Below are 23,596 nucleotides of genomic sequence, written 5' to 3' on the forward strand. Positions count from 1 at the left end.
TCACTGCACCGCGCCCTGCTCGGGCGACTGCTCCCAATAGACGTGGTACTGCTGGCCGTCCAGCACGATCACCGCGTCCGGCTTCAGGCTCTCGCTGATGTAGGCCACTTCCTCGTCGGTGAGCGGCTCGTCGGTCAGCACCTCGTAGGCCAGGGTGTCGTCCTCGCCGGCGCCGTCCATCCACGCCTCGTCGGCCGCGGCGGCGACGTCCGCCAGGACCAGGCCGTCACCCGCCGCGGCCCCCGGGGTGGCTCGAACATCGGCCTGGGCCGCGGCCAGCCGTTCGTCCTCGATGCGCTGCACCTGCGCATGGGCGCCGGCGGCTTCCGGGCGGCCCGAATCGGGGCTGTAGATCAGGGTCGCGGGCAGGTTCTGCTCGCCGGCGGCGCCCAGGCGTTCGCCATGCCGCGAATGCGGCCGCGACGCGGCATCCGCCGACGGCAGGCGGCTGCTCCAGGCCGCCGCCTCCGGACGGCCAGCATCGGGGCTGATGGCGTAGGTGGCGATCTGCTCCTGCGCCACCCGGGCCATGGGCGTGTCGCGCGGGCCGGCGGCCTGCGCGCCGGCGGCGAGCAGCAGGGTCGAGACGGCGGCGGCGGTGATGCGATGGATCTTCACGGGACGCTCCTTCTGCAGCGGTGTGCAAGGGTTGAACACGGGGCCACGGCACGTGGCCATGCCTGTCAGAAGGCCGGCTGGGCGCCGGGTTTCCACCAAGAAGCACCCCGATGCAGCCGTGACGTCGCTTCACACAAATGTCGGCGCCCGCCGACACGTCCGACGGCGAGGCCCCACGACCGCAGGCGGCGGACGACGGGACCGGTTCCGCCGCGCCGACCGCGGGCGTCAGGGCGAGCGGTTCTTGTCCCAGATGGCGAGCAGGATCAGCGCATAGGCCAGCAGGCGCACCGCGTAGTTGAGCGGCTCCGCCTCGTGCATGCCGGGCGAGAACGCCATCTCGACCCGGTTGGCGGCCTCGATGAAGAAGGACGCCGCGAAGAGCAGGAAGAAGCGGTCCCGCGTGCTCAGCCAGTAGCGCAGGAAGAACAGGCCCGCGGTGGCCGACGCGGTGGCGATGGCCCCCAGCAGCAGCGGGCCCAGCGTGCCGCCGCCGGTCATGCCACCTCCCGTTGCCGACGCGGCGTCATGCCTCGTGCTCCATCACCAGCCCGACGACCAGCAGCAGCACCGCGGCCAGCGCGGACAGCAGGCGGGCCAGGCCCAGGTCGACCTCCGTCGGCAGGATCAGCCGGTCGACCACCAGCAGCACGTTGTTCAACGTCAGGCCGACGAAGCACAGGCCGCTCCACAGCAGCAGCCGGTGGCGGCTGCGCACGAAGCTGCGCAGCAGCAGCGTGGCGGCCAGCGCCGCGGTGGACGCGCAGAGGGTGTAGATGACGGCAGCCAGCATCGGGGTCTCCTCGATGGGATGGGGGTCACTTGCGCAGCCGGAAGGCGTCGGCGAAACGCTGGGCGTTGCGGTGCACGCCGTCGTGGATGAGGCGGGTGACCGCGATCAGGTCCTGCGCATACGCCTCCGCCAGCCGGTCCAGCATGGCCGCCAGCGCGGGCGCGGGTGCGTAGCGGAAGCGGCCCGCCGCATCCGCCGGGGCGACCACGCCCGCGGCGGCCAGCGCCGCCAGCAGGTCGGCGGCCGGCCGGTCGGCGATGTACAGCGAGCGCGCCAGCTCGGCGGCGCTGCACCCGGACGGCGGGCCGTTGCGCATCAGCAGCAGTGCCTCCAGGTAAGGCACCGAGGGCACGCTGACGAGGATGAAGCGCTGAAGGTCCTCGGGAAGCTTCATCAGGACCGACGGGCTCCCGAGGCAGGCGGCGGCGCCACGGCCGCGTCGGCCTGCGAACGCCGCCACTCGTCCATCAGCTGGGTGAGCAGCGTGGGGTCGGCCGGCTTGACGAGGTGGCGGTCGAAGCCGGCGGCCATCGCCTGCGCCTGGTCGCCGCGCTGGCCGTAGCCGGTGAGCGCGATCAGCAGCAGCGAGGCGCCGCGCGGTGCCTGCCGCAGCCGGCGCGCCACCTCGTAGCCGTCGAGGCCGGGCAGGCCGATGTCCAGCACCACCACCTCGGGCTGGAAGGTGACCGCGCGGGCCAGCGCCTGCGGCCCGTCGGCCGCGGTCTCCACGCTGTGGCCCTCCAGCCGCAGGAACATGGCGACGGTGTCGGCGGCGTCCAGGTTGTCGTCGACCACGAGGACCCGGCAGGCCACCTCGGCCTGGCCCGGGCGCGTCGGGGCGACCGGCGACGGCGCCGCCACCTCGCGCAGGCAGGGCAGGCGGACGAGGAACTCCGCGCCCTGGCCCGCGCCGGCGCTGCGCGCTTCGATGCGGCCGTTGTGCAGCTGCACCAGCCGCTGGACGAGCGTGAGGCCGACCCCCAGGCCGCCCTGGCTGCGGTCGAGCGAGCGCTTGCCCTGCTCGAACAGCTCGAACACGTTGGGCAGCAGCTCGGGCTCGATGCCGATGCCGTTGTCGCGCACGCTGATCACCGCCTGCCCGCCCTCGCTGCACAGGCCCAGCTGCAGCGCGCCGCCGTCGGGCGTGTACTTGGCCGCGTTGTGCAGCAGGTTGGCGACCACCTGCGACAGGCGGGCGAAGTCGCCTCGCAGCCACACCGGATGCGCCGGCAGCTGCAGCTGCAGCCGGTGGCCGCGGCCCTCGATCGTCGGGCGCACCGTCTCGACGCCGTGCGCGACGACGGCCAGCAGGTCGACCGACTCCATCTGCAGCGTGATCTTGCCCTGGCTGATGCGCGCCACGTCGAGCAGTTCCTCGACCAGCCGGGTGAGCTGGCGCACCTGGCGGTCGGTGATGTCGGTGGCCCAGGTCAGCTTGGGGTCGGCGCCCGCGACGCGGCGGATGACCTCCACCGCATTGCGGATCGGCGCCAGCGGGTTGCGCAGCTCGTGCGACAGCATGGCCAGGAACTCGTCCTTGCGGCGGTTGGAATCCTGCAGCCGGCGCTCGGCCTCGCGCCGCTCGTCGATCTCGTTGCGCAGCTCGCGGTACAGCCGCGCGTTCTCGAAGGCCACCGCGGCCCGCTCGGCCACCTGGTGCTGCAGCTCGGCCTCGGGCGGGCCGGCGACGAACAGCGCCCCCAGCACCCGCTCGCCATGGCGCAGCGGCACCACCCGGCCGGCCCACGGCAGCGGGCCGTCCAGCACCTCGGGCGACGGCGCCCCGGACGGCTCGACCGCCTGCCCCGCCAGCGCGCGTTCGAAGGCCTGGCGCTGCGGCGCGGGCATCAGCGCCACCTCGGTGCGGCGGAACAGCGCGCCGCCGTCCTCCAGCCGACGCAGGCTCACCACGCCGGCGGCCTCGGCCGGTGGACCGCCCTTGCCGCTCACGTCCGGCTGCACGCACAGCGCCGCACCGGGGCCGAGCGCCGGCACCACCAGCTCCAGCAGCGCGCGCATGCCCACCTCGACCTCCAGCGAGCCGCTGACGACCTGGCTGACCTGCGACAGGAAGTTGGAGCGCCGGGTGTTCTCCTCCGCCACCAGGCGCGCGCCCTCGGCCGCCGCCAGCGCCAGCCGCTGCTCGGCCTGGCGGCGCACCCGACGCTGCATGATGTGCAGGTCGACGAAGACCTGCACCTTGCTGCGCAGCACCTGCGGCACCACCGGCGAGAGGATGTAGTCCACCGCGCCCAGCTCGTAGCCGCGGTGGGTCTGCATCTCGTCGGCGTAGGCGGTGATGAAGATGATGGGCGTGTGCGCCGACCGCTTGTACTGGCGGATCAGGCTGGCCGTCTCGAAGCCGTCGATGTCCGGCATGTTGACGTCGAGCAGGATCACCGCGAACTCGCGCTTGAGCACCTCCTTCAGCGCCTCGCTGCCGGAGCGCACGAACACCAGCTCCTGGCCGAGGTCTTCCAGCACCGTGCCGAAGACCAGCAGCTTCTCCGGCAGGTCGTCGACGATGAGGATGGCGCTGCGGTCCTGGCCGGTGGCGTCGGCCTCGACCTCGGCCATCACGTCGGCGGCGATGGCGCCCGACTTGAGCGAGGACGCCCGGGTCAGGGGCACAGCCACCCCTTCATCACCGACAGCAGGTGGCCCGGGTCCACCGGTTTGGACAGGTAGTCCCAGGCCCCGGCCTCGATGCACTTCTGGCGGTCGCCCTTCATCGCCTTGGCGGTCACCGCCACCATCGGCAGGTCGCGGCCGCGCGGCAGGCGTCGGATGTGCTGCATCGTCGTCAGTCCGTCCATCTCCGGCATCATGATGTCCATCAGCACGATGTCGATGCCGGGGTCGGCCTCGATCAGGCGGATGGCCTCGCGGCCATTGTCGGCCGAGACGATGACCATGCCCTGGTCGTCGAGCACGGTGGCCAGCGCGAAGATGTTGCGCATGTCGTCGTCGACGATCAGCGCCTTGCGCCCGGCCAGCGAGCGGCGGCCGTCCAGCACCCGTCCGGTGGCCGCCAGCTCGGCCACCGACATCACCGCCGGGTCGCGGTGCAGCCAGACGCTGACGTGGGCCAGCAGCTCGTCGGTGTCGGCCGCCCGGCGCAGCGCGAAGCCGCCGGCGCGGCGATGCCAGGGGTTGTCGTCCAGGCCGTGGGTCGGCGTCTCGAGCAGCACCACCGGCAGGTGCAGCGCCGCACCGCGCTGCTCCATCGCCTCGCGCACGTCCTCCGGCGACAGGCCGCGGAAATCGGCGCTCACCACCAGGCAGTCGGCCTCCTTGAGCGCCGCCTGCGCGCCGGCCGCGTCGTCGACGCACACCAGTTCGACGCCATGCTCCAGCGCCCCACGCAGCGCCTGGCGCACCGCCGGGTCCGGCACCGCCACCAGCAGGCGGCGGGTGGACCGCTCGACCAGCCGGTGCAGCGCGACCACCGCCTCGTCGACCACGTCGCGCGAGCGCAGCGGCTTGGCCAGGAAGTGCAGCGCGCCCGACTGCAGCGCGCGGTCGCGCGACTCGTCGGTGGAGACGACGCAGATGGGGATGTGCCGCGTCTGCGGGTCGGTCTTCAGCCGGTCGAGGATGCGCCAGCCCTGCATGTCGGGCAGGTGGATGTCCAGCGTGATGACGGACGGGTGGAACTCGCGTGCCATCGCCAGCGCCGACGCGCCGGTGGTGCACACCAGGCCCTTGAAGCCGGCCTGGCGCGCCGACTCCAGCAGCACCTTGGCGAAGCCGAGGTCGTTCTCCACCACCAGCAGCACCCGGTCGACCGAGGAGATGTTCTGGCGGTCGTCGTCGGCATGGTTGCGGAAGCTCTCCGGCTCCTCCTGGTCGGCGGCCGGCTCGTCCACCGGCACCACCGGCTGGGCCCGCGCCGGCGACGGCTCGGCCGGCTGGGGCAGCGCGGCCCGGGCGTCACGCGCCGAGGCGGCGGCGTTGCGGGCCGACGGCCGGCCGCTGCGCGACGGGCTGTGGCTCTGCGGCAGGTACAGCGTGAAGGTCGAGCCCTGGCCGGGCACGCTGACGAGCCGGATCTCGCCGCCGAGCAGCCGCGACAGCTCGCGGCTGATGGCCAGGCCGAGGCCGGTGCCGCCGTACTTGCGGCTGGTCGAGCCGTCGGCCTGCTGGAAGGCCTCGAAGATGATCTGCTGCTTCTCCGGCGGGATGCCGATGCCGGTGTCGGTCACCGAGAAGGCGATCACCTGCGGCGCGCGGTTCAGCTCCTCGTGGTCGGGCGACCAGCCGCCCTGCGCCGGCGCGATGGTCAGCGAGACCTGGCCGTCGTGCGTGAACTTGAAGGCGTTGGACAGCAGGTTCTTGATGATCTGCTGCAGCCGCTTGACGTCGGTGACCATGCTCTTGGGCAGCGGCTGCTCCATGTCCACCTTGAAGGCCAGGTGCTTGGAGTCCGCGAAGTGGCGGAAGCTGCGCTCCACCGACCGCTGCAGGTCGTCCAGCCGCAGCTCCGACACGTCCACCGCCACCGTGCCGGACTCGATCTTCGACAGGTCGAGGATGTCGTTGATCAGCATCAGCAGGTCGTTGCCCGAGCTGTGGATGGTCTTCGCGAAGTCCACCTGCTTGACCGTGAGGTTGCCCTCTGCGTTCTTGCACAGCTGGTCGGACAGGATGAGCAGCGAGTTCAGCGGCGTGCGCAGCTCGTGCGACATGTTGGCCAGGAACTCCGACTTGTACTTGGAGGTGAGGGCCAGCTGCTCGGCCTTCTCCTCCAGCGCCTGGCGGGCCTGCTCCACCTCGCGGTTCTTGCGCTCCACCTCCTGGTTCTGGTGGGCCAGCAGGCGGGCCTTCTCCTGCAGCTCCTGGTTGGTCTGCTGCAGCTCCTGCTGGCGGCTCTGCAGCTCCTGGGCGAGGGACTGCGACTGCTTGAGCAGGTCCTCCGTCCGGGTGTTGGCCTCGATGGTGTTGATGACGATGCCGATCGACTCGGTCAGCTGGTCGAGGAAGGCCTCGTGCGACGGGTTGAAGCGCTGCAGCGAGGCGAGTTCGAGCACGCCGCGCACGCCGCCCTCGAAGACGATGGGCAGCACCAGCACGTCCATCGCCGCGGTGGCCGACAGGCCGGTGGCGACGCGGAAGCTGCTCGACGGCACGTTGGTGACGAGGATCTTCTCCTTGTCCAGCGCGCACTGGCCGACCAGGCCCTGGCCCAGCGCCACCTCCTTGCCGTGGGTGCCCTGCCCGCCCGAGGCGTAGCTGGCGAAGAGCTTGAGCTTGGGCGCCTCGTCGGCACTGCTCATCACGTAGAACTCGGCCTGCTGCGCGCCCACCACCGGCGCCAGCTCGGCCAGGATGGTCTGGCCCACCTGCACCAGGTCGCGCTGGCCCTGCAGCAGGCGGGAGAACTTGGCCAGGTTGGTCTTCAGCCAGTCCTGCTCGGTGTTCTTCTGGGTGGTGTCCTTGAGGTTGCGGATCATCTCGTTGATGGTGTCCTTCAGGGACGCCACCTCGCCCTGCGTCTCCACCGTGATGGAGCGCGTCAGGTCGCCCTGCGTCACCGCGGTGGCCACCTCCGCGATGGCGCGGACCTGCGTCGTCAGGTTGGCCGCCAGCTCGTTGACGTTCTCGGTCAGGCCCTTCCAGGTGCCGGAGGCGCCCGGCACCTTGGCCTGGCCGCCGAGCTTGCCTTCCACGCCCACCTCGCGCGCCACGGTGGTCACCTGGTCGGCGAAGATGGCCAGCGTGTCGGTCATCGAGTTGATGGTCTCGGCCAGCGCGGCGATCTCGCCCTTGGCCTCCACCGTCAGCTTCTGCTTCAGGTCGCCGTTGGCCACCGCGGTCACCACCTTGGCGATGCCGCGCACCTGGCCGGTCAGGTTGCCGGCCATGAAGTTCACGTTGTCGGTCAGGTCCTTCCAGGTGCCCGACACGCCCTTCACCTGGGCCTGCCCGCCCAGCCGCCCTTCGGTGCCCACCTCGCGCGCCACCCGCGTCACCTCCGCGGCGAACGAGCTGAGCTGGTCCACCATGGTGTTGATCACGTCCTTGATCTGCAGGATCTCGCCGCGCACGTCGACGGTGATCTTCTGCGTCAGGTCGCCGCCGGCGATGGCCGCCGACACCTTGGACACGTCGCGCAGCTGCACCGTGAGGTTGGACGCCATCGAGTTGACCGACTCGGTCAGGTCCTTCCAGGTGCCGGCCACGCCCTGCACGTCGGCCTGGCCGCCCAGCTTGCCCTCGGTGCCCACCTCGCGCGCCACGCGGGTCACCTCCGCGGCGAACGACCGCAGCTGGTCCACCATCGTGTTGATGGTGTTCTTCAGCTCCAGGATCTCGCCCTTCACGTCCACCGTGATCTTCTTCGACAGGTCGCCCGCCGCCACCGCGGTGGTCACCTCCGCGATGTTGCGCACCTGGCTGGTCAGGTTGCCGGCCATGAAGTTCACCGACTCGGTCAGGTCCTTCCAGGTGCCGGCCACGCCCTGCACGTCGGCCTGGCCGCCCAGCTTGCCCTCGGTGCCGACCTCCCGCGCCACGCGGGTCACCTCGGCCGCGAACGACCGCAGCTGGTCCACCATGGTGTTCACGGTGTTCTTCAGCTCCTGGATCTCGCCCTTCACGTCCACCGTGATCTTCTTCGACAGGTCTCCGGCGGCCACCGCCTTGGTCACGTCGGCGATGTTGCGCACCTGCGAGGTCAGGTTGCCCGCCATCGAGTTCACCGAGTCGGTCAGGTCCTTCCAGGTGCCGGCCACGCCCTGCACGTCGGCCTGGCCGCCCAGCTTGCCCTCGGTGCCCACCTCGCGCGCCACCCGGGTCACCTCCGCGGCGAACGAGGACAGCTGGTCCACCATGGTGTTGATGGTGGCCTTGAGCTCCAGGATCTCGCCCTTCACGTCCACCGTGATCTTCTTGGACAGGTCACCGGCGGCCACCGCCTTCGTCACCTCGGCGATGTTGCGCACCTGGCTCGTCAGGTTGCCGGCCATGGAGTTCACCGAGTCGGTCAGGTCCTTCCAGGTGCCGGCCACGCCCTGCACCTCCGCCTGGCCGCCGAGCTTGCCTTCGGTGCCCACCTCGCGCGCGACCCGCGTGACCTCCGCCGCGAAGCTGCGCAGCTGGTCCACCATGGTGTTGATGGTGGCCTTGAGCTCCAGGATCTCGCCCTTCACGTCCACCGTGATCTTCTTCGACAGGTCGCCCGCCGCCACCGCCTTCGTCACGTCGGCGATGTTTCGCACCTGGGACGTCAGGTTGCCGGCCATCGAGTTCACCGAGTCGGTCAGGTCCTTCCAGGTGCCCGACACGCCCTTCACCTCGGCCTGGCCGCCCAGCCGGCCTTCGGTGCCGACCTCGCGCGCCACGCGGGTCACCTCCGCGGCGAACGAGGACAGCTGGTCCACCATGGTGTTGATGGTGGCCTTGAGCTCCAGGATCTCGCCCTTCACGTCCACCGTGATCTTCTTCGACAGGTCGCCCGCCGCCACCGCCTTCGTCACGTCGGCGATGTTGCGCACCTGAGAGGTCAGGTTGGACGCCATCGAGTTGACCGACTCGGTCAGGTCCTTCCAGGTGCCGGCCACGCCCTGCACGTCGGCCTGGCCACCCAGCTTGCCCTCGGTGCCCACCTCGCGCGCCACGCGGGTCACTTCCGCGGCGAAGCTTCGCAGCTGGTCCACCATCGTGTTGATGGTGTTCTTCAACTCGAGGATCTCGCCCTTCACGTCCACCGTGATCTTCTTCGACAGGTCGCCCGCCGCCACCGCGGTGGTCACCTCGGCGATGTTGCGCACCTGCGAGGTCAGGTTGCCGGCCATGAAGTTCACCGACTCGGTCAGGTCCTTCCAGGTGCCGGCCACGCCCTGCACGTCGGCCTGGCCGCCCAGCTTGCCCTCGGTGCCGACCTCCCGCGCCACGCGGGTCACCTCGGCCGCGAACGACCGCAGCTGGTCCACCATGGTGTTCACGGTGTTCTTCAGCTCCAGGATCTCGCCCTTCACGTCCACCGTGATCTTCTTCGACAGGTCGCCCGCGGCCACCGCCTTCGTCACGTCGGCGATGTTGCGCACCTGGCTGGTCAGGTTGCCGGCCATGGAGTTGACCGAGTCGGTCAGGTCCTTCCACGTGCCCGACACCCCCTCCACCCGCGCCTGGCCGCCGAGGATGCCCTCGGTGCCCACCTCGCGCGCCACCCGCGTCACCTCCGAGGCGAAGGACCGCAGCTGGTCCACCATGGTGTTGATGGTGTTCTTCAGCGTCAGGAACTCGCCCTTGACGTCCACCTCGATCTTCTTCGAGAGGTCGCCCTTGGCCACCGCGGTGGTGACGTCGGCGATGTTGCGCACCTGGCTCGTCAGGTTCGACGCCATCGAGTTGACCGAGTCGGTCAGGTCCTTCCAGGTGCCGGCCACGCCCTTCACCGTGGCCTGGCCGCCGAGCTTGCCCTCGGTGCCCACCTCGCGCGCCACCCGCGTCACCTCGGCCGAGAAGTCGCCGAGCTGCTCGACCATGGTGTTGATGGTCTTGGCGGTGCGCAGGAACTCGCCCTGCAGCGGCCGGCCCTCGACCTCCAGCGCCATCGACTTGGACAGGTCGCCCTGCGCCACCGCGCCGATCACCCGGGCCACCTCGGAGGTGGGGTGCACCAGGTCGTCGATCAGCGAGTTGATCGAGTCCACCGACTCGGCCCAGAAGCCACGCGGCGCGCGCAGCGCGGCGCGCTGCTTGAGCTTGCCCTCCTTGCCGACCACCTGGCGAAGGCGCGCCAGCTCGGCGGCCATGTCGGCGTTCTGCTCGACCACCTGGTTGAAGACGTCGGCGACCCGGCCGGCCAGGCCGGTCCAGTGCAGGGGCAATCGGGTGTCGGCCTTGCCGTCGCGCAGCGCCGTCAGCGCCACCAGCAGCGCCGACAGCTCGTCGGCCGGTGCCAGAACGGGGTCTTCGAGGACTTTCATGTGTCTCCCTTGAGATGCCGTACATCGCGGATGGCGGTACGCCAAGGTCGGGAAAACACCAAAGCAAGGCACGCCGAGGGCTTGCCACCCGGCGCAAATCTGGCCGGGTCACGGCAAATCCTGCCGACCTTTTGACCGGTCAGCCCCCTCCGACGTGCGGGCCTGCCTCCCCCTTACGAGCGTGCCGCGCACCTGCCGCTTTCAGCGGCGCCGGAAAACAGCAAGGGTCGGGCCACACGGGCGGCGGCCCGGGGGAAGCCTGGTGGGCCGGCCTCAGGCGGCGGGCGCCTCCCGCGGCACCTCGAACAGCCGGAACGCCGGCTGGTCCGGCCAGGCCCGCTGCAGCAGCGGCTTGGCGACGTTGAACACGGGCACGCCGTTGACCGTCTTGCCCTCCAGCGTGCCGCGATGGGCATGGCCGTGGAAGACGGCGTCGACCGGGTAGCGCAGCAGCGGGTCCTCGAGCCGGCTGCTGCCGAGGAAGGGAAAGATCTCCACCGGCTCGCCTTCGATGGTGCCGGCGATGGGCGAGTAGTGCAGCAGCGCGATGCGGCGCGGCGTGCGCAGCTTGGCCAGCGCGGCCTCCAGCTTCATCGCCTCGTTCAACGCCTCCTGGACGAAGGCCTTGATCGCCGGCTCGCCCCAGGCGCCGAGCGAGCCGCGGCCGAAGCCGCCCGCGAAGCCCTTGGTGCCGGCGATGCCGACGCCCTCGATTTCGCACGCCTCGCCGTCGAGCACGCGCACGCCGGCCTTGGTCAGGACCTCGATGACCACCTCAGGCGTGCCGGACTCGTGGTCGTGGTTGCCGAGCACCGCCACGATGGGCACCTTGACCACCGACAGTTCGTCGGCCAGCACCTGGGCCTCCTCCGCGGTGCCGTAGTCGGTGAGGTCGCCGCACAGCAGCAGCGCGTCGGCGGCCTCCGACGCCTGCGCGAAGAACGACCGCAGGCTGCCGGTCGAGTCCTTCGTGACGTGGACGTCGCCCACCGCGGCGAAGCGGACGCTGTGCGAGGGATGCTGGTTCATCGGCTCATGCGCCTTCCCGGTCGACCGGATCGCCGCTCGACGGCCGCGTCTCGCCGCCGGGCTTGGGGGACGGCTGCTGGCGGCTGTCGGCGTGGCCTTCCTTCACCGCCTTCTGCGGGTGGGTGGCGAAGGTCTCCTCGATCTCCTCGCGGGCGTTGACGTCCTCCTTGCGGATGCGCATCGGGGTGGCCGGGCCGGCCGGGCGTTTGGCATTGGGCATGGGGTTCTCGTCTCGGGGTGGAAGACCTCGTGCATGCTGCCGGCCCATGGCAGGGCGGTGCAGGTCACCGCCGCCGTGGCGGCCTGTAGGCGATGGACGACACGGCTGCGGGGCACCACCGATCGGCACAGGCCTTGCCCGACCGGGCCGCATGTCTTCCGCGCCGCTTGCACCGTCCCTCGAGGACGAAGTCGACCCCGCCACGGCGGCCTTCTACCGGCGGGCGCTGCGCGCGCTGGTCGAGGCCGAGGTGCCCTTCCTGGTCGGCGGCGCCTTCGCCCACGCCTGCTTCACCGGCATCCGTCGGTCGACCAAGGACCTCGACCTGTTCATCCGCCGCAGCGACTACGACCGGGTCGCGTCGCTGATGCAGGCCGAAGGGCAGGCCGAGGGCTGGCGCACCGAGATGACCTACCCGCACTGGCTGGCCAAGGTCCACGCCGGCGGCGACGCCGAAGGCGACTTCATCGACCTCATCTTCAACTCCGGCAACGGCGTCACGCCGGTGGACGAGCGCTGGTTCCGCGACAACGCCGAGGCCGAGGTGCTGGGCGTGCCGGTGCGCATCGCCAACGTCGAGGACGGCATCCTGTCCAAGGCCTTCATCATGGAGCGCGAGCGCTACGACGGCGCCGACATCGCGCACCTGATCCACGCCAACGCCGAGCAGCTCGACTGGGAGGGCCTGCTGCGCCGCTTCGGACCGCACTGGCGGGTGCTGCTGGCCCACCTGGTGCTGTTCGGCTTCATCTACCCCGGCGAGCGCCACCGGGTGCCGCGGCGCGTGATGGACACCCTGCTGCAGCGCCTGGCCGCCGAGGTGCGACAGCCGCCCGCCGACGACCCGCACGTCTGCGCCGGCACGCTGCTGTCGCGCGAGCAGTACCTGCACGACGTCGAGCGGCTGGGTTATGTCGACGGCCGGTTGACGGCCCTCAGCACGATGACGCCGGACGACGTGGCGGGCTGGACCGAGGCCATCCCCGGCCGGCACGACGAGCCGGGCGACACCGGCGCCCATCCCCCTCACTGACCCGGCCCGAACACCGCCGAACCGGCTCGCGGCGGGCCGGGCCAGCCGGCGGACCGCTCAGGCCGTGGCGGCGAGCGCGCGCAGGGTGCGGTCGCCGTCGCGCGGCACCCGGCCGGCGACCGCCGCGGCGGCCGGGGACTGCAGCAGGCCCTCGAACAACGAGCGCAGGCGCTGCGGGCCGACGGCGTGCAGCGCCTCCAGCCGTTCGGCCGGGCTGCGCACGCGGCCGACGCAGAAGAGGTCGAGCACCGCCTCTTCCATGCGACGGTAGGGCCGCTCCTGGCTGTCGAGGGCGCGCACCGCCAGCTGGTGGCGGGCGCGGTCCAGGTGCTGCGGCGCGATGCGCTCGGCCTGCCGTTGCAGCAGCCGCTGCACGGTGGCGGCGAACGGCTCCACGTGTTCGGGCGCCATCGAGCCTTCGACGATGAGCTGGCCGCCGAGGTCGTTCAGGTCGGCCGAGCAGGCGGCGTAGTAGGCCAGGCCCTGGCGCTCGCGCACCTCGTCCATCAGCGGCGAGCTCATGCCCTCGCCGAACAGCGTGGCGGCGACGATGCCGGCGGCATGGCCGCGCTCGCGCAGCGACGGCAGCGGGAAGCCCAGCACCACGTGGCTCTGGCTGACGCCGGCGTGTCGCCGCGAGGCGAAGCCGCCCTGCCAGGCCGCCGGCTGGTCCTGCGGCGCCGGGCCGCCGGGCATGGCGCCGAAGGCCGCCTCGACCTCGCGCAGCAGCGCCTGCGGGTCGACCCGGCCGGCCACCGCGACGACGGTGTGGCCCGCCGCGTACTGCCGGCGCACCCAGGCCTGCAGGTCGCCGCGGCCGAAGCGCTCGATGTTGCGGCGCTGGCCGATCACCGGCCGAGCCATCGGGTGCGTGCCCCAGGCCTGCCGGTCGTAGAGCTTGAAGGCGGTGGAGAACGCATCGTCCTCGTCCTCGGCCACCTCCTGCAGGATGACCTGGCGCTCGCGCTCCAGTTCGGCCTCGGGGTAGGTGCCATGCAGCACGATGTCGGCCAGCATGTGCACGAAGCGGGGCGCGTGCGCCGCCAGCCCGCGCATGTGGAAGGCGGTGTGGTCCTTGTCGGTGTGGGCGTTGACCTCGGCGCCCAGCCGCTCCGCGTCGAGGTTGATCTGCTGGCAGTTGCGGGTGGCCGTGCCCTTGAAGGCCATGTGCTCGACCACGTGGCTGATGCCGTTCTCGCGCGGGCCCTCGTGGCGGCTGCCGCAGCGGATGAAGACGCTGACGCTGGCGCTGTCCACCTGCGGCAGCGGCAGCACCAGCAGGCGCAGGCCGTTGGGCAGCGTGGCCACCTCGACGGCATCGGGACGGGGGACCGAACGGGCGGCCGCGGCGCGGCGGGTGGGCGGTGAAGCAGGCATCGGCGCAGAGGATACGCCCGCCCTGCCGACCCCACGCCCCGTCAGCGCCGCTGCCAGCGCTCAAGCCCGCGCACCACCCGTTCCCAGGCTTCGCGGTCGAAGGTGACCACGGAGAAGAGGTTGTCCCGCGTCGGCGGCACCCGCTTGGCGCTGGCGGCCAGCGCCTCCAGGTCGGGCTCCAGCGAGGCGACGCAACCGGGCAGGTCCTGGAAGTTGGCGCCCAGTCGGTGGAACAGCAGCCCGCGCTTCAGCTCCTGCGCCTTGAACGACGGACCACCGACGGCGCGCACGAAGAGGCGGGCCTTCCCCTCCCCCAGCAGTTCGACGCAGAACTCACGGCGCCAGCCGGTGAGCACTTCCAGGGGGTCGAGCGGGGGCCATTGAGGATCCAGTTGCAGCATGCGGGCGGGCGGGCAAGTAACGCGCCGGGGATGCTGGCACGGGAAAGGGCTCGAACCGAGCCCCACGAAGGAACAAGACGAAACAGCGGGGGGTGGCCACGCACCTGGCGGGCCCGGGGTTTCACGTCAGCGCAGCCGCTCCAGCGCCTGCGCCAGCCGGCCCACCGCGCCCTCCACGTCGCGCCACTTGTCGAGTCCGAACAGGCCGATGCGCCAGGTCCGGAAGTCCGGGCCTTCGTCGCATTGCAGCGGCACGCCGGCCGCGGTCTGCAGGCCTTGCGCGGCGAACTTGCGGGCGTTGGCGATGTCGGGGTCGTCGGTGTAGCTGACGACCACGCCCGCGGCCTCGAACCCCGGGGCGGCGACACTGGCGAAACCGCGTTGCGCCAGCAGCGTGCGCACCTTGCGGCCGAGGTCGAGCTGGGCCTGGCGGGCCGTCTCGAAGCCCCAGGCGCGGGTCTCGGCCATGACGTCGCGCACGCGGGTCAGCGCGTCGGTGGGCATGGTGGTGTGGTAGGCGTGGGCGCCGCCTTCGTAGGTCTGCATGATCTGGTGCCAGCGCTTCAGGTCGGCGGCGAAGCTGGTGCTGGTGGTGGCGGGCAGGCGCTCGAGGGCGCGGTCGCCCAGCACCACGAAGGCGCTGCCCGGCGAGCCGCTCCAGCCCTTCTGCGGCGCGCTGACCAGCACGTCCACCTGGCAGGCCTGCAGGTCGACCCACAGCGCGCCGGAGGCGATGCAGTCGAGGACGAAGAGGCCGCCCGACTCGCGCACGGCCTGGCCGACGGCGCGCAGGTAGTCGTCGGGCAGCACGATGCCGGCCGCGGTCTCCACGTGCGGCGCGAACACCAGCGCCGGCTTCTCGCGGCGGATGGTCTCGACCACGCGGTCGATCGGCGCCGGCGCCCACGGCGCCTGCGGGCCGTCGGCGATGCGGGCCGCCTTCAGCACGGTCTCCGCGCTCGGGATCCGGCCCATCTCGAAGATCTGGCTCCAGCGGTAGCTGAACCAGCCGTTGCGGAGGACCAGCACCCGCTGGCCGGTGGCGAACTGGCGGGCCACCGCTTCCATGCCGAAGGTGCCGCTGCCCGGCATCACCACCGCCGCCTGGCCGCGGTAGACCTCCTTCAGCGTGGCGGCGATGTCGCGCATCACGTGCTGGAACTTGGCGCTCATGTGGTTGAGCGCGCGGTCGGTGTAGACCACCGAGTATTCGAGCAGGCCGTCCGGGTCGACCTGGGGCAGCAGTCCGGGCATGGCGGTGTTCTCTCAGCGTTGTTGTGGGATCCAGCTTATCAGCGCCAGGCGGTCCGCCGGGCCGACCCTTCAGCCCTCCGCGTCGCGTCGGATCTGCGCCTGGACCTCGGCCCAGCCCTCGGGCCCGAGCCGGCGCAGCGTCTCGATGTTGACCTCGTAGATGCGCTCGGCCTCCGGGAAGGCGTCGACCGCACGGTCCACGCTGTCCTCGCGCAGCAGGTGCAGCGTCGGCCACGGGCTGCGGTTGCTGGCATTGGCCGGGTCGTCGGGCTCGCTGCCCTCGAACTGGTAGTCGGGGTGGAAGCTGGCCACCTGCAGCACGCCCTCCAGGCCCAGCTGGGCCACCGCCTCGTCGGCCACGTCGAGGAAGTCGTTGTAGTCGAGGAAGTCCGTCAGCACGCGCGGGTGGACGATGAGCGTCGTGTCGACCTCGGCCGGGTCGGCACGGGCCAGCAACTCCAGCTCGTTGCACAACGTGCTCAGCAGGTCCTCGGGGTCGGTGTCGTCGCTGTGCACGTAGCGGATCTGGCCCTTGGCGGCCACCGCCTTGGCGAAGGGGCACAGGTTGAGCCCGATGACGGCCCGCTCGACCCAGGCACGGGTCTCGGCCAGCGCGCGTTCGGCGCCGGGCGGCAAGGTGGCGGCGGTGTCGGAGTCGGACATGGGCATCAGGCGGCGAGCGCCTCGGGCAGGGACCGGGGTGGCGCGTCGTCCGCGGCAAGCCCCGCGCCGAAGCACAGCCGGGCCACCAGCTGGGGGTCGTTGTGCGGCCGCAGCGCCTGGTACAGCGCCTCGGCCTCGGCGAAACGGCGGCGCAGCAGGTTGAGCCACTGCTTGAGCCGGCCGGCGCGGTGCCGCGGCACCACGCGCCGCTCGACCAGGCGCCAGAACACGGGCAGCAGCGGCTGCAGGTCGGCCCACTGGATGCCGCCGCCGCCCTGCCCCGCGTCGTGCGCGCGCAGCGCCAGCGCCAGCCCGGGGTCGGCGACCATGCCGCGGCCGAGCATCAGGTCGTCGCAGCCCGATTCGGCGCGGGCGCGCAGCGCCTCGGCCAGCGTCCACACCTCGCCGTTGGCCACCACGGGGATGCGCACCGCCTCGCGCACGGCGGCGATGCGCGCCCAATGCGCCGGCGGCCGGTAGCCCTGGGCCTTGGTGCGGGCGTGCACCACCAGTTCGTCGGCGCCGCCGGCCTGCAGGGCGCGGGCGCAGTCCTCGGCCAGCGCGTCGTCGTCGAAGCCCAGGCGCATCTTGGCGCTCACCGGCCGGTGCGCCGGCACCGCCCGGCGCACGGCGCCGACGATGCGCTCCAGCTGGTCGGGCCACTGCAGCAGCATCGCCCCGCCGCCATGGCGGTTGACCACCTTGGCCGGGCAGCCGAAGTTGAGGTCCACCCCGTGCGGGCTGAGCGACGCCAGCCGCGCGGCGTTGTCGGCCAGGCAGGCCGGGTCGGAGCCGAGCAGCTGCGGCCGCACCGGCGTGCCGGCCGGCGTGCGGCCGCCGTTCGCCAGCTCCGGCACCACGCGCAGGAACACCCGCTCCGGCAGCAGCGTGCCGGTGACGCGGATGAACTCGCCCACCGCACGGTCGACGCCGCCGACGCGGGTCAGCACGTCGCGCAGCGGTGCGTCGAGCAGGCCTTCCATCGGGGCCAGCAGCAGGCGGGGCAGGGACACGCGACGACCGGATCAGAACAATGCGATCGGCATGCTAACGCCGTCATGCCTTGTGGCCGGCCTGCGCCGCCTGCCCCAGCAGCCAGTCGCGGAACGTCACCATCACCGGGTCGGACCGCTTGCTCTGCGGCGTGGCGAGGTGATAGGAGCGGTCGCTGGGGCAGTGGTGGCTCACCGGCACCACCAGCCGGCCGGCCGCCAGTTCGTCGTCGAGGTCGTACTCGGGCACCAGCGCCACGCCCAGGCCCACGGCGGCCGCCTGCAGCGACATCGAGTACAGCTCGTAGCGCGGCCCCACCAGGTCGACCTGCGGCCGCAGGCCGGCCGACTCGAACCAGTGGCGCCAGGCGTAGGGCCGCGTGCTCTGCTGGATCAGCGGCAGCCGGGCCAGCTGCTCCGGGGTCAGCCGCTTGCGTGGCGCGATCAGCGCCGGGCTGCACACCGGCACCAGCCGCTCGGGCATCAGGAAGTCCACGGCGGCGCCCGGCCAGTGGCCGTCGCCGGCGTAGATGGAGGCGTCCAGCCCGCTGTCCTCGAACAGGAACGGCCGGGTGCGGCTGGACAGGTTGACCGTGATGTCCGGGTGCAGCCGGGCGAAGTCGGGCAGCCGCGGCAGCAGCCAGCGGGTTCCGAAGGTGGGCACGATGGCCAGCTCGATCGCACCGCCGCGCCCCTGGCGGGCCATCAGGTCCAGCGTGTCGCGTTCGACCTCGTCGAGCCGGCGGGCGATCTGCCGGTGGTAGGCCACGCCGGCGTCGGTCAGCACCACCCCGCGGCCGGCGCGCCGGAACAGCTTGGTGCGCAGGAACGTCTCCAGCGAGGCCACCTGACGGCAGACGGCGCCCTGCGTCAGCGACAGCTCCTGGGCCGCCGCGGTGAAGTTCGAGTGGCGCGCGGCGGCCTCGAACGCCGTCAGCGCGGCGGTGTTCGGAATCTTGCGGCGCATGGCCATGGTTTTCGCCCCACCTGTGAGTGACCTGCATCGATCGGTGCATACAAATCGGTTGTTCACCGATGGAGACAATCTTAGAGTCCAGCTGACTCATTGACCAAACGGCATAGATCGCACGCATGAAGTTGCTTTCCTTCCACCACGCGGGGCGCGACAGCTGGGGTGCGGTCGTCGGCGACCGCATCGCCGACCTGGGCTGGGCGCTGCCGCAGCACCCGACGCTGCAGTCCTACCTCGCCGCGGGCCGCCTGGCCCAGCTGCGCGCCGACGTCCAGGCGACGCCGGCCGACCTGGCGCTGGCGGCCGTCCGCTACCTGCCGGTGATCCCGCAGCCGGAGAAGATCGTCTGCGCCATCCGCAACTACCACGACCACCACCGCGAGGTGGTGGCCGCCGGGCTGGACCGCGAGCTGTCGGAGCACCCGCCGATCTTCCTGCGCGTGTGGCGCTCGCAGACGGCCCACGAAGGACCGATCGTGCGCCCGCGGTGTTCCGACTCGCTCGACTGGGAGGGCGAACTGGCGGTGGTCATCGGCAAGGCCGGCCGCGACATCCCGCGCGAGCGCGCGCATGAGCACGTGGCCGGCTATTCCATCTACAACGACGCGAGCGTCCGCGAGTGGCAGTTCCACGCCAAGGCGATCGCCGCGGGCAAGAACTTCGAGGCCACCGGCGCATTCGGTCCCTGGATGGTGACCGCCGACGAGATCGCGCCGGACCGCCCGCTCGCGCTGCAGACACGGCTCAACGGCGAGCTGGTGCAGAGCACCAGCACCGACAGGATGATCTTCTCGGTCGCGCGCCAGATCGAGTACGCCTCGACCATCTTCACGCTGGTGCCCGGCGACGTCATCGTCACCGGCACCCCGGGCGGCGTCGGCTGGAGCAAGAAGCCGCCGCGCTTCATGGCGCCGGGCGACGTGGTCGAAGTCGAGATCGAGGCCATCGGCGTGCTGCGCAACCACGTCGTGCAGGCCGACGGGGCGCCATCGCCGCGCACGCAGGTGCCGCAATGAAGGTCACCCGCCCGACGCCGGCCCACTTCGGCCTGTTCGTCTTCGACCTGGACCGGATGGTGGACTTCTACACCACCGTGTTCCGGCTCACGATCACCGACGAGGGCCTGGGCAAGAACTTCGGCAACCGGCTGGTCTTCATGAGCGCCAGCGAGGACCAGCACCACCAGCTGGTGCTGTCGGCCGGGCGCTCGGAGCGGTCGCCGGTCAGCACGGTGATGCAGCTGTCCTTCCTGGTGCCCGACCTGGCCGAGCTGCGGCTCAACCGAGACCTCGCCAGCGCCCACGGTGCCACCGAGCTGCGGCCGATGAACCACGGCAACGCCTGGTCGCTGTACTACTTCGACCCGGAGGGCAACCGCATCGAGGTCTACCTCGACACGCCCTTCTACGTGTCGCAGCCCTACGGCACGCCGCTCGACCTGGACCGCACCGAGGCGGAACTGCTCGCCGAGACCGAGCGGATGGTGCGCGACGACCCGAGCTTCATGCCGCTGGACGCCTGGCAGGCGCGCTTCCGCGGGCGGGGCCCGGGGCGTGAACCATGAAGGGCAACTTCATCGGCGGTGCCTGGGTCGCGGGCGCGCGCGCCCTGCCCAACGTCAACCCGTCGGACACCCGCGACCTCATCGACCACTATGCACAGGCCGACGCCGCGCAGGCACGCCATGCGGTGGACGCGGCCGCGCAGGCCCTGCCGGCCTGGAGCGCCACCTCGCCCCAGCAGCGCTTCGACGTGCTGGACCAGGTCGGCGGCGAGCTGCTCGCCCGGCGCGAGGCGCTCGGTGACCTGCTGGCGCGCGAGGAGGGCAAGACCCTGCCCGAAGCCATCGGCGAGGTGGTGCGCGCCGGCCAGGTCTTCAAGTTCTTCGCCGGCGAGGCGCTGCGGCTGTCGGGCGAGTCGCTGGCCTCGGTGCGTCCCGGCGTCACGGTGGACATCACCCGCGAGCCGATCGGCGTGGTCGCGCTGATCACGCCGTGGAACTTCCCCATCGCCATCCCGGCCTGGAAGATCGCGCCGGCGCTGGCCTTCGGCAACACGGTGGTCTTCAAGCCGGCCGAACTGGTGCCCGGGTCGGCCTGGGCGCTGGCCGAGATCCTGTCGCGCAGCGGCCTGCCGGCGGGGGCCTTCAACCTGCTGATGGGCCGCGGCGCGGAGGTCGGGCCGGCGCTGGTCGACGACCCGCGCGTGGCCGGGCTCAGCTTCACGGGCTCCACCGCCACCGGCCGGTCGCTGGCGCAGGCCTGCGCGGCGCGTGGCGCGAAGTTCCAGCTCGAGATGGGCGGCAAGAACCCGCTGGTGGTGCTCGACGACGCGGACCTGGAGCTGGCCACGCACTGCGCGGTGCAGGGCGCGTTCTTCTCCACGGGGCAGCGCTGCACCGCGTCCAGCCGCCTGATCGTCACCCAGGGCGTGCACGACCGGTTCGTCGACCGGCTGGTGACCCGGCTGCGCTCGCTGACGGTGGGCGACGCGCGCAGCCCCGGCACCGACCTCGGGCCGGTGGTCGACGAACGGCAGCTCGACACCGATCTCGGCCACATCCGCGACGCCCAGGCGCAGGGGGCTCGGCTGGCCTTCGGTGGACAGCCGATGGCGCGCGACGCCCGCGGCCATCCCGGCTTCTACCTGCAGCCGGCGCTCTTCACCGAGACGGACAACACGATGCGCATCAGCCGGGAGGAGGTGTTCGGCCCGGTGGCCAACGTCATCCGCGTGCGCGACTACGACGAAGCGCTGGCGGTGGCCAACGACACGCCGTTCGGCCTGTCCAGCGGGGTCTGCACGACGAGCCTGAAGCACGCCTCGCATTTCAAGCGGCACGCCCAGGCGGGCATGGTGATGGTCAACCTGCCGACGGCGGGCGTGGACTACCACGTGCCGTTCGGCGGCCGCAAGGCGTCGAGCATGGGCGCACGCGAACAGGGGCGGTACGCGGCCGAGTTCTTCACCGCGGTCAAGACCTCCTACACCTTCGCCTGAAAGGTCCCGCCATGCCCTTCATCGACGTGAAGATCATCGAAGGCGTGCTCGACGAGGCCCAGTACCAGGCCCTGATCGCGGAGATCACCGAGGCGGTGGTGCGGGTCGGCGGCGAGGGCCTGCGCCCGATGACCCGGTGCGCCATCCAGGAGGTCCGCAGCGGCCGCTGGGGCGTCGCCGGCAAGCCGCTGACCACCGAGCAGGCCCGGCCGCGCACCGGGCCGTAGCGCCGGCCGATGAGGCCCAAAAGACAGGAGACGACGACATGTTCACCGAAGCACTTCCGCCGGTCTTCCGGCAATGGCGGGCCCGCCTGGCCGGCCTGCTGCTCGGCCTGACCGCTGCCGCGGCACAGGCCCAGGGCTGGCCGGTCGCGGGCAAACCCATCACCATCGTGTCGGCCTACCCGGCCGGCGGCTTCTCGGACGTCATCGCCCGTGTGCTCGGCGAGCGGCTGACCGAGAAGCTCAAGGTCACCGTGGTGGTGGAGAACCGGCCGGGCGGCGGCGGCCAGATCGCCGCCAGCCACGTCAAGCAGCAACCGGCCGACGGCCACACGCTGTGGCTGGGCGATGTCGGCCCGTTCGCCACCAGCCGGCATCTCTACAACAAGCTGAGCTACGACATGCAGAACGACTTCGTCGGCGTGGCCCGCCTGACGTTGACGCCGGTGCTGCTGGTGGTGCCGGCGGACAGCCCCCTGCGCAGCTTCGACGCGCTGGTGCAGGAGTCGCGCAGCGGGGAGCAGGGCCTGCTCTACGGCTCGCAGGGCACCGGCCTGGGCAGCCACCTCTTCACTGAGCTGATGCAGCGCCAGGTCGGCGGCCGCCTGGTCCATGTGCCGTACAAGGGGTCGGTGCCGGCGCTGCAGGACCTGGCCACGGGACGCATCCAGTTCATGTGGGACAACGCCGTCACCAGCGCGCCCTTCGTCCGCGACGGCCGCCTGCGGGCCCTGGCCGTGCGGGCGACCAAGCGGATGGCCGAATTCCCGGACGTCCCGACGCTCGCCGAGCTCGGCCATCCGCAGCTCAACAACTCGATGCTGTGGGGCGGGCTGGTGGCGCGCGCCGGCACGCCGCCCGCCGTCGTGCAGCGCGTGGCCGACGAGTTCCTGGCGGCGCTGCGGCATCCCGCGACGCTCAAGCGCTTCGCCGACCTGCACCTGGAGGCGGCGCCCCTGGGGCCGGCGGACTTCCAGCGCTTCCTGGTCGCCGAGGACGAAAAGTGGGGCCGTGCGGTGCGGGAGACCCAGATCCGCATCGAATGACGTTCGCCCGGCGCCCCGGGCGCCGGCGGCGTGTCAGCCAACGGATGACAGGCACCACCGCCCACCGCCTGACAACCACTGTCGAGATGTCCCGATAGGCCGCGCCTGCACGAAGGTCCAGAGTGAGGCCATCGGGTCCCGCCGTTGCGGGGCAAGGAGTTCCACCGATGTCGAGCGCCAGCGCCACCTCTCCCGTCCAGCGACCCGGCTTCATGCTGTGCTTCGCCTCGCTGTACCAGGAAGGGCGGGCATTGGCCTTCCCTTGCGACGCCACAGGCCGGGTCGACCTCGACGGCCTCAGCGAGACGGCGCGGCGCAACTACCTCTACGCCCGGGCGGTGATGGGGATGGAATACGCCCACCCGCGGGTGGAGCCCCTGCTGAACTGAACCTGCCGCGGGCCGCGACGCGGCCCGCCCTGCGTCAGTCCAGCGGCATGGCCTTGTCGGTCTGCCCCGCGATGGTGTCGCGCGGCGCCTCGCCGCGTTCGCCCCGGGCCATGCGGTGCTGCCAGTCCAGCATGCGCTGTCCCAGCGCCTCGCGCTGCCCGGCGTCGAGCAACCGCTGGACCTTCGGGAACAGGTCCTCCTCTTCCTCTCGGTCGTGGTGCTCGGTCTGTTCGCGCAGCACCTTGAACTTCGGCTCGTAGGTCGGGTCGGCCGGGTCCATGGCCAGCAGGTCGGCCAGCAGCCGCTTGAGGGACAGGTGCTCCTCCAGCGATTCCAGCAGCTGGCCCTCGGTCGAGCGCTCGCGGACGGCGGGGTAGAACACTTCCTCCTCGGAGGCCAGGTGCACGCCGAGTTCGTCCCCCACCTCGGCGACCAGGGCGGCGCGCTCGGGCGGCGACAGGTCGTCGAAGCGGTCCATGCGGTGCTCCAGCGCGCGGTGCTGCGCGATGAGCAACTGCACGGCGTCGGTGACGCGGGGGTCGGCGAAGGCCTGCGGCATCTGCGCCAGCGGGGTGGCGCCGTTGGCGGCGGGGTCGGGCGTGGGGGTGGTGTTGTTCATGCCGCCTGCGTGCAGGCGGCGTGCCCGCCCCG

Annotated in this window: 22 protein-coding genes; 7 read left to right on the top strand and 15 right to left on the bottom strand. The window is 71.7% G+C overall.

Going from position 1 to position 23,596, the window contains the following annotated elements:
• The 8 genes from LRS07_RS15965 to LRS07_RS16000 form a co-directional block, all read right to left on the bottom strand.
• The gene (locus tag LRS07_RS15965) at nt 1-618 is read right to left on the bottom strand and encodes a hypothetical protein (RefSeq protein ID WP_260498965.1); all 618 of its coding nucleotides are present in this window, start codon (nt 616-618) and stop codon (nt 1-3) included.
• A gap of 228 nt (nt 619-846) precedes the next feature.
• Entirely contained in the window at nt 847-1,119 is a 273-nt protein-coding gene (locus LRS07_RS15970) for a DUF5985 family protein (RefSeq protein WP_260498966.1), read from the bottom strand.
• Between the two features lie 25 nt (nt 1,120-1,144).
• On the bottom strand, nt 1,145-1,411 hold the full coding sequence (locus tag LRS07_RS15975) for a DUF5985 family protein (RefSeq protein WP_260498967.1): 267 nt from the start codon (nt 1,409-1,411) through the stop codon (nt 1,145-1,147).
• 25 nt (nt 1,412-1,436) lie between these two features.
• Entirely contained in the window at nt 1,437-1,805 is a 369-nt protein-coding gene (locus LRS07_RS15980) for a hypothetical protein (RefSeq protein ID WP_260498968.1), read from the bottom strand.
• Nucleotides 1,805-4,042, bottom strand: coding sequence for a response regulator (locus LRS07_RS15985; protein WP_260498969.1), 2,238 nt, complete (start codon nt 4,040-4,042; stop codon nt 1,805-1,807). The genes LRS07_RS15980 and LRS07_RS15985 overlap by 1 nt, the downstream gene beginning before the upstream one ends.
• A complete protein-coding gene (locus tag LRS07_RS15990) occupies nt 4,033-10,344 on the bottom strand; it encodes a HAMP domain-containing protein (RefSeq protein ID WP_260498970.1) in 6,312 nt (2,103 codons plus the stop codon). The genes LRS07_RS15985 and LRS07_RS15990 overlap by 10 nt, the downstream gene beginning before the upstream one ends.
• Nucleotides 10,345-10,617: 273 nt before the next feature.
• A complete protein-coding gene (locus tag LRS07_RS15995; protein ID WP_260498971.1) occupies nt 10,618-11,373 on the bottom strand; it encodes a metallophosphoesterase family protein in 756 nt (251 codons plus the stop codon).
• Between the two features lie 4 nt (nt 11,374-11,377).
• Nucleotides 11,378-11,593 (bottom strand): hypothetical protein, encoded by a 216-nt coding sequence (locus tag LRS07_RS16000; protein WP_260498972.1) that lies wholly within the window; start codon nt 11,591-11,593, stop codon nt 11,378-11,380.
• 151 nt (nt 11,594-11,744) lie between these two features.
• Between LRS07_RS16000 and LRS07_RS16005 the strand changes: the two genes are divergently transcribed.
• Complete coding sequence (locus LRS07_RS16005) at nt 11,745-12,626, top strand: nucleotidyltransferase (protein ID WP_260498973.1); 882 nt, start codon at nt 11,745-11,747, stop codon at nt 12,624-12,626.
• Between the two features lie 57 nt (nt 12,627-12,683).
• On the opposite strand, the gene LRS07_RS16010 is transcribed toward LRS07_RS16005, so the two are convergent.
• From LRS07_RS16010 to LRS07_RS16035, 6 genes are all read right to left on the bottom strand, one after another.
• Nucleotides 12,684-14,003 (bottom strand): M16 family metallopeptidase, encoded by a 1,320-nt coding sequence (locus tag LRS07_RS16010; RefSeq protein WP_260498974.1) that lies wholly within the window; start codon nt 14,001-14,003, stop codon nt 12,684-12,686.
• A 41-nt stretch (nt 14,004-14,044) separates the two neighbouring features.
• Nucleotides 14,045-14,404, bottom strand: a complete 360-nt coding sequence (locus tag LRS07_RS16015; RefSeq protein WP_260498975.1) for a hypothetical protein — start codon at nt 14,402-14,404, stop codon at nt 14,045-14,047.
• Between the two features lie 126 nt (nt 14,405-14,530).
• A complete protein-coding gene (locus LRS07_RS16020; protein ID WP_260498976.1) occupies nt 14,531-15,658 on the bottom strand; it encodes an aminotransferase class V-fold PLP-dependent enzyme in 1,128 nt (375 codons plus the stop codon).
• 69 nt (nt 15,659-15,727) lie between these two features.
• Nucleotides 15,728-16,321 (bottom strand): DUF1415 domain-containing protein, encoded by a 594-nt coding sequence (locus LRS07_RS16025; RefSeq protein WP_260498977.1) that lies wholly within the window; start codon nt 16,319-16,321, stop codon nt 15,728-15,730.
• Between the two features lie 5 nt (nt 16,322-16,326).
• Nucleotides 16,327-17,304, bottom strand: coding sequence for a tRNA dihydrouridine synthase (locus LRS07_RS16030; RefSeq protein ID WP_260502137.1), 978 nt, complete (start codon nt 17,302-17,304; stop codon nt 16,327-16,329).
• A gap of 73 nt (nt 17,305-17,377) precedes the next feature.
• Nucleotides 17,378-18,280 (bottom strand): LysR family transcriptional regulator, encoded by a 903-nt coding sequence (locus LRS07_RS16035; RefSeq protein ID WP_260498978.1) that lies wholly within the window; start codon nt 18,278-18,280, stop codon nt 17,378-17,380.
• 125 nt (nt 18,281-18,405) lie between these two features.
• Between LRS07_RS16035 and LRS07_RS16040 the strand changes: the two genes are divergently transcribed.
• From LRS07_RS16040 to LRS07_RS16065, 6 genes are all read left to right on the top strand, one after another.
• Nucleotides 18,406-19,302 carry a fumarylacetoacetate hydrolase family protein gene (locus LRS07_RS16040; protein WP_260498979.1) on the top strand — a complete coding sequence of 299 codons (897 nt, stop codon included), beginning with the start codon at nt 18,406-18,408 and terminating at the stop codon, nt 19,300-19,302.
• Nucleotides 19,299-19,850 (top strand): VOC family protein, encoded by a 552-nt coding sequence (locus tag LRS07_RS16045; RefSeq protein ID WP_260498980.1) that lies wholly within the window; start codon nt 19,299-19,301, stop codon nt 19,848-19,850. The genes LRS07_RS16040 and LRS07_RS16045 overlap by 4 nt, the downstream gene beginning before the upstream one ends.
• Nucleotides 19,847-21,286, top strand: coding sequence for an aldehyde dehydrogenase family protein (locus tag LRS07_RS16050; protein WP_260498981.1), 1,440 nt, complete (start codon nt 19,847-19,849; stop codon nt 21,284-21,286). Before LRS07_RS16045 ends, LRS07_RS16050 begins: the two co-directional genes overlap by 4 nt.
• A gap of 11 nt (nt 21,287-21,297) precedes the next feature.
• Nucleotides 21,298-21,513 carry a tautomerase family protein gene (locus tag LRS07_RS16055; RefSeq protein WP_260498982.1) on the top strand — a complete coding sequence of 72 codons (216 nt, stop codon included), beginning with the start codon at nt 21,298-21,300 and terminating at the stop codon, nt 21,511-21,513.
• Between the two features lie 38 nt (nt 21,514-21,551).
• Nucleotides 21,552-22,556 (top strand): Bug family tripartite tricarboxylate transporter substrate binding protein, encoded by a 1,005-nt coding sequence (locus LRS07_RS16060; protein WP_260498983.1) that lies wholly within the window; start codon nt 21,552-21,554, stop codon nt 22,554-22,556.
• Nucleotides 22,557-22,723: 167 nt separating this feature from the next.
• Nucleotides 22,724-22,945, top strand: a complete 222-nt coding sequence (locus tag LRS07_RS16065) for a hypothetical protein (protein ID WP_260498984.1) — start codon at nt 22,724-22,726, stop codon at nt 22,943-22,945.
• Nucleotides 22,946-22,979: 34 nt separating this feature from the next.
• Here the strand turns inward: LRS07_RS16065 and LRS07_RS16070 are convergent, their stop codons facing one another.
• A complete protein-coding gene (locus LRS07_RS16070; protein WP_260498985.1) occupies nt 22,980-23,564 on the bottom strand; it encodes a hemerythrin domain-containing protein in 585 nt (194 codons plus the stop codon).
• Nucleotides 23,565-23,596: the final 32 nt, after the last annotated feature.

Source organism: Aquabacterium sp. J223 (assembly GCF_024666615.1).
In the GTDB taxonomy this organism is placed as follows: domain Bacteria; phylum Pseudomonadota; class Gammaproteobacteria; order Burkholderiales; family Burkholderiaceae_C; genus J223.

What these genes read in the sequence shown, in the direction of transcription:
- LRS07_RS16000 (WP_260498972.1), bottom strand. Translation starts at nt 11,593, where the DNA reads ATGCCCAATGCCAAACGCCCGGCCGGCCCGGCCACCCCGATGCGCATC.
- LRS07_RS16055 (WP_260498982.1), top strand. Translation starts at nt 21,298, where the DNA reads ATGCCCTTCATCGACGTGAAGATCATCGAAGGCGTGCTCGACGAGGCC.
- LRS07_RS16050 (WP_260498981.1), top strand. Translation starts at nt 19,847, where the DNA reads ATGAAGGGCAACTTCATCGGCGGTGCCTGGGTCGCGGGCGCGCGCGCC.
- LRS07_RS15975 (WP_260498967.1), bottom strand. Translation starts at nt 1,411, where the DNA reads ATGCTGGCTGCCGTCATCTACACCCTCTGCGCGTCCACCGCGGCGCTG.
- LRS07_RS15995 (WP_260498971.1), bottom strand. Translation starts at nt 11,373, where the DNA reads ATGAACCAGCATCCCTCGCACAGCGTCCGCTTCGCCGCGGTGGGCGAC.
- LRS07_RS16025 (WP_260498977.1), bottom strand. Translation starts at nt 16,321, where the DNA reads ATGTCCGACTCCGACACCGCCGCCACCTTGCCGCCCGGCGCCGAACGC.
- LRS07_RS16070 (WP_260498985.1), bottom strand. Translation starts at nt 23,564, where the DNA reads ATGAACAACACCACCCCCACGCCCGACCCCGCCGCCAACGGCGCCACC.
- LRS07_RS15970 (WP_260498966.1), bottom strand. Translation starts at nt 1,119, where the DNA reads ATGACCGGCGGCGGCACGCTGGGCCCGCTGCTGCTGGGGGCCATCGCC.
- LRS07_RS16035 (WP_260498978.1), bottom strand. Translation starts at nt 18,280, where the DNA reads ATGCGCCGCAAGATTCCGAACACCGCCGCGCTGACGGCGTTCGAGGCC.
- LRS07_RS16040 (WP_260498979.1), top strand. Translation starts at nt 18,406, where the DNA reads ATGAAGTTGCTTTCCTTCCACCACGCGGGGCGCGACAGCTGGGGTGCG.
- LRS07_RS16010 (WP_260498974.1), bottom strand. Translation starts at nt 14,003, where the DNA reads ATGCCTGCTTCACCGCCCACCCGCCGCGCCGCGGCCGCCCGTTCGGTC.
- LRS07_RS16030 (WP_260502137.1), bottom strand. Translation starts at nt 17,304, where the DNA reads ATGGAAGGCCTGCTCGACGCACCGCTGCGCGACGTGCTGACCCGCGTC.
- LRS07_RS15980 (WP_260498968.1), bottom strand. Translation starts at nt 1,805, where the DNA reads ATGAAGCTTCCCGAGGACCTTCAGCGCTTCATCCTCGTCAGCGTGCCC.
- LRS07_RS16015 (WP_260498975.1), bottom strand. Translation starts at nt 14,404, where the DNA reads ATGCTGCAACTGGATCCTCAATGGCCCCCGCTCGACCCCCTGGAAGTG.
- LRS07_RS15990 (WP_260498970.1), bottom strand. Translation starts at nt 10,344, where the DNA reads ATGAAAGTCCTCGAAGACCCCGTTCTGGCACCGGCCGACGAGCTGTCG.
- LRS07_RS16020 (WP_260498976.1), bottom strand. Translation starts at nt 15,658, where the DNA reads ATGCCCGGACTGCTGCCCCAGGTCGACCCGGACGGCCTGCTCGAATAC.
- LRS07_RS16060 (WP_260498983.1), top strand. Translation starts at nt 21,552, where the DNA reads ATGTTCACCGAAGCACTTCCGCCGGTCTTCCGGCAATGGCGGGCCCGC.
- LRS07_RS16005 (WP_260498973.1), top strand. Translation starts at nt 11,745, where the DNA reads ATGTCTTCCGCGCCGCTTGCACCGTCCCTCGAGGACGAAGTCGACCCC.
- LRS07_RS16045 (WP_260498980.1), top strand. Translation starts at nt 19,299, where the DNA reads ATGAAGGTCACCCGCCCGACGCCGGCCCACTTCGGCCTGTTCGTCTTC.
- LRS07_RS16065 (WP_260498984.1), top strand. Translation starts at nt 22,724, where the DNA reads ATGTCGAGCGCCAGCGCCACCTCTCCCGTCCAGCGACCCGGCTTCATG.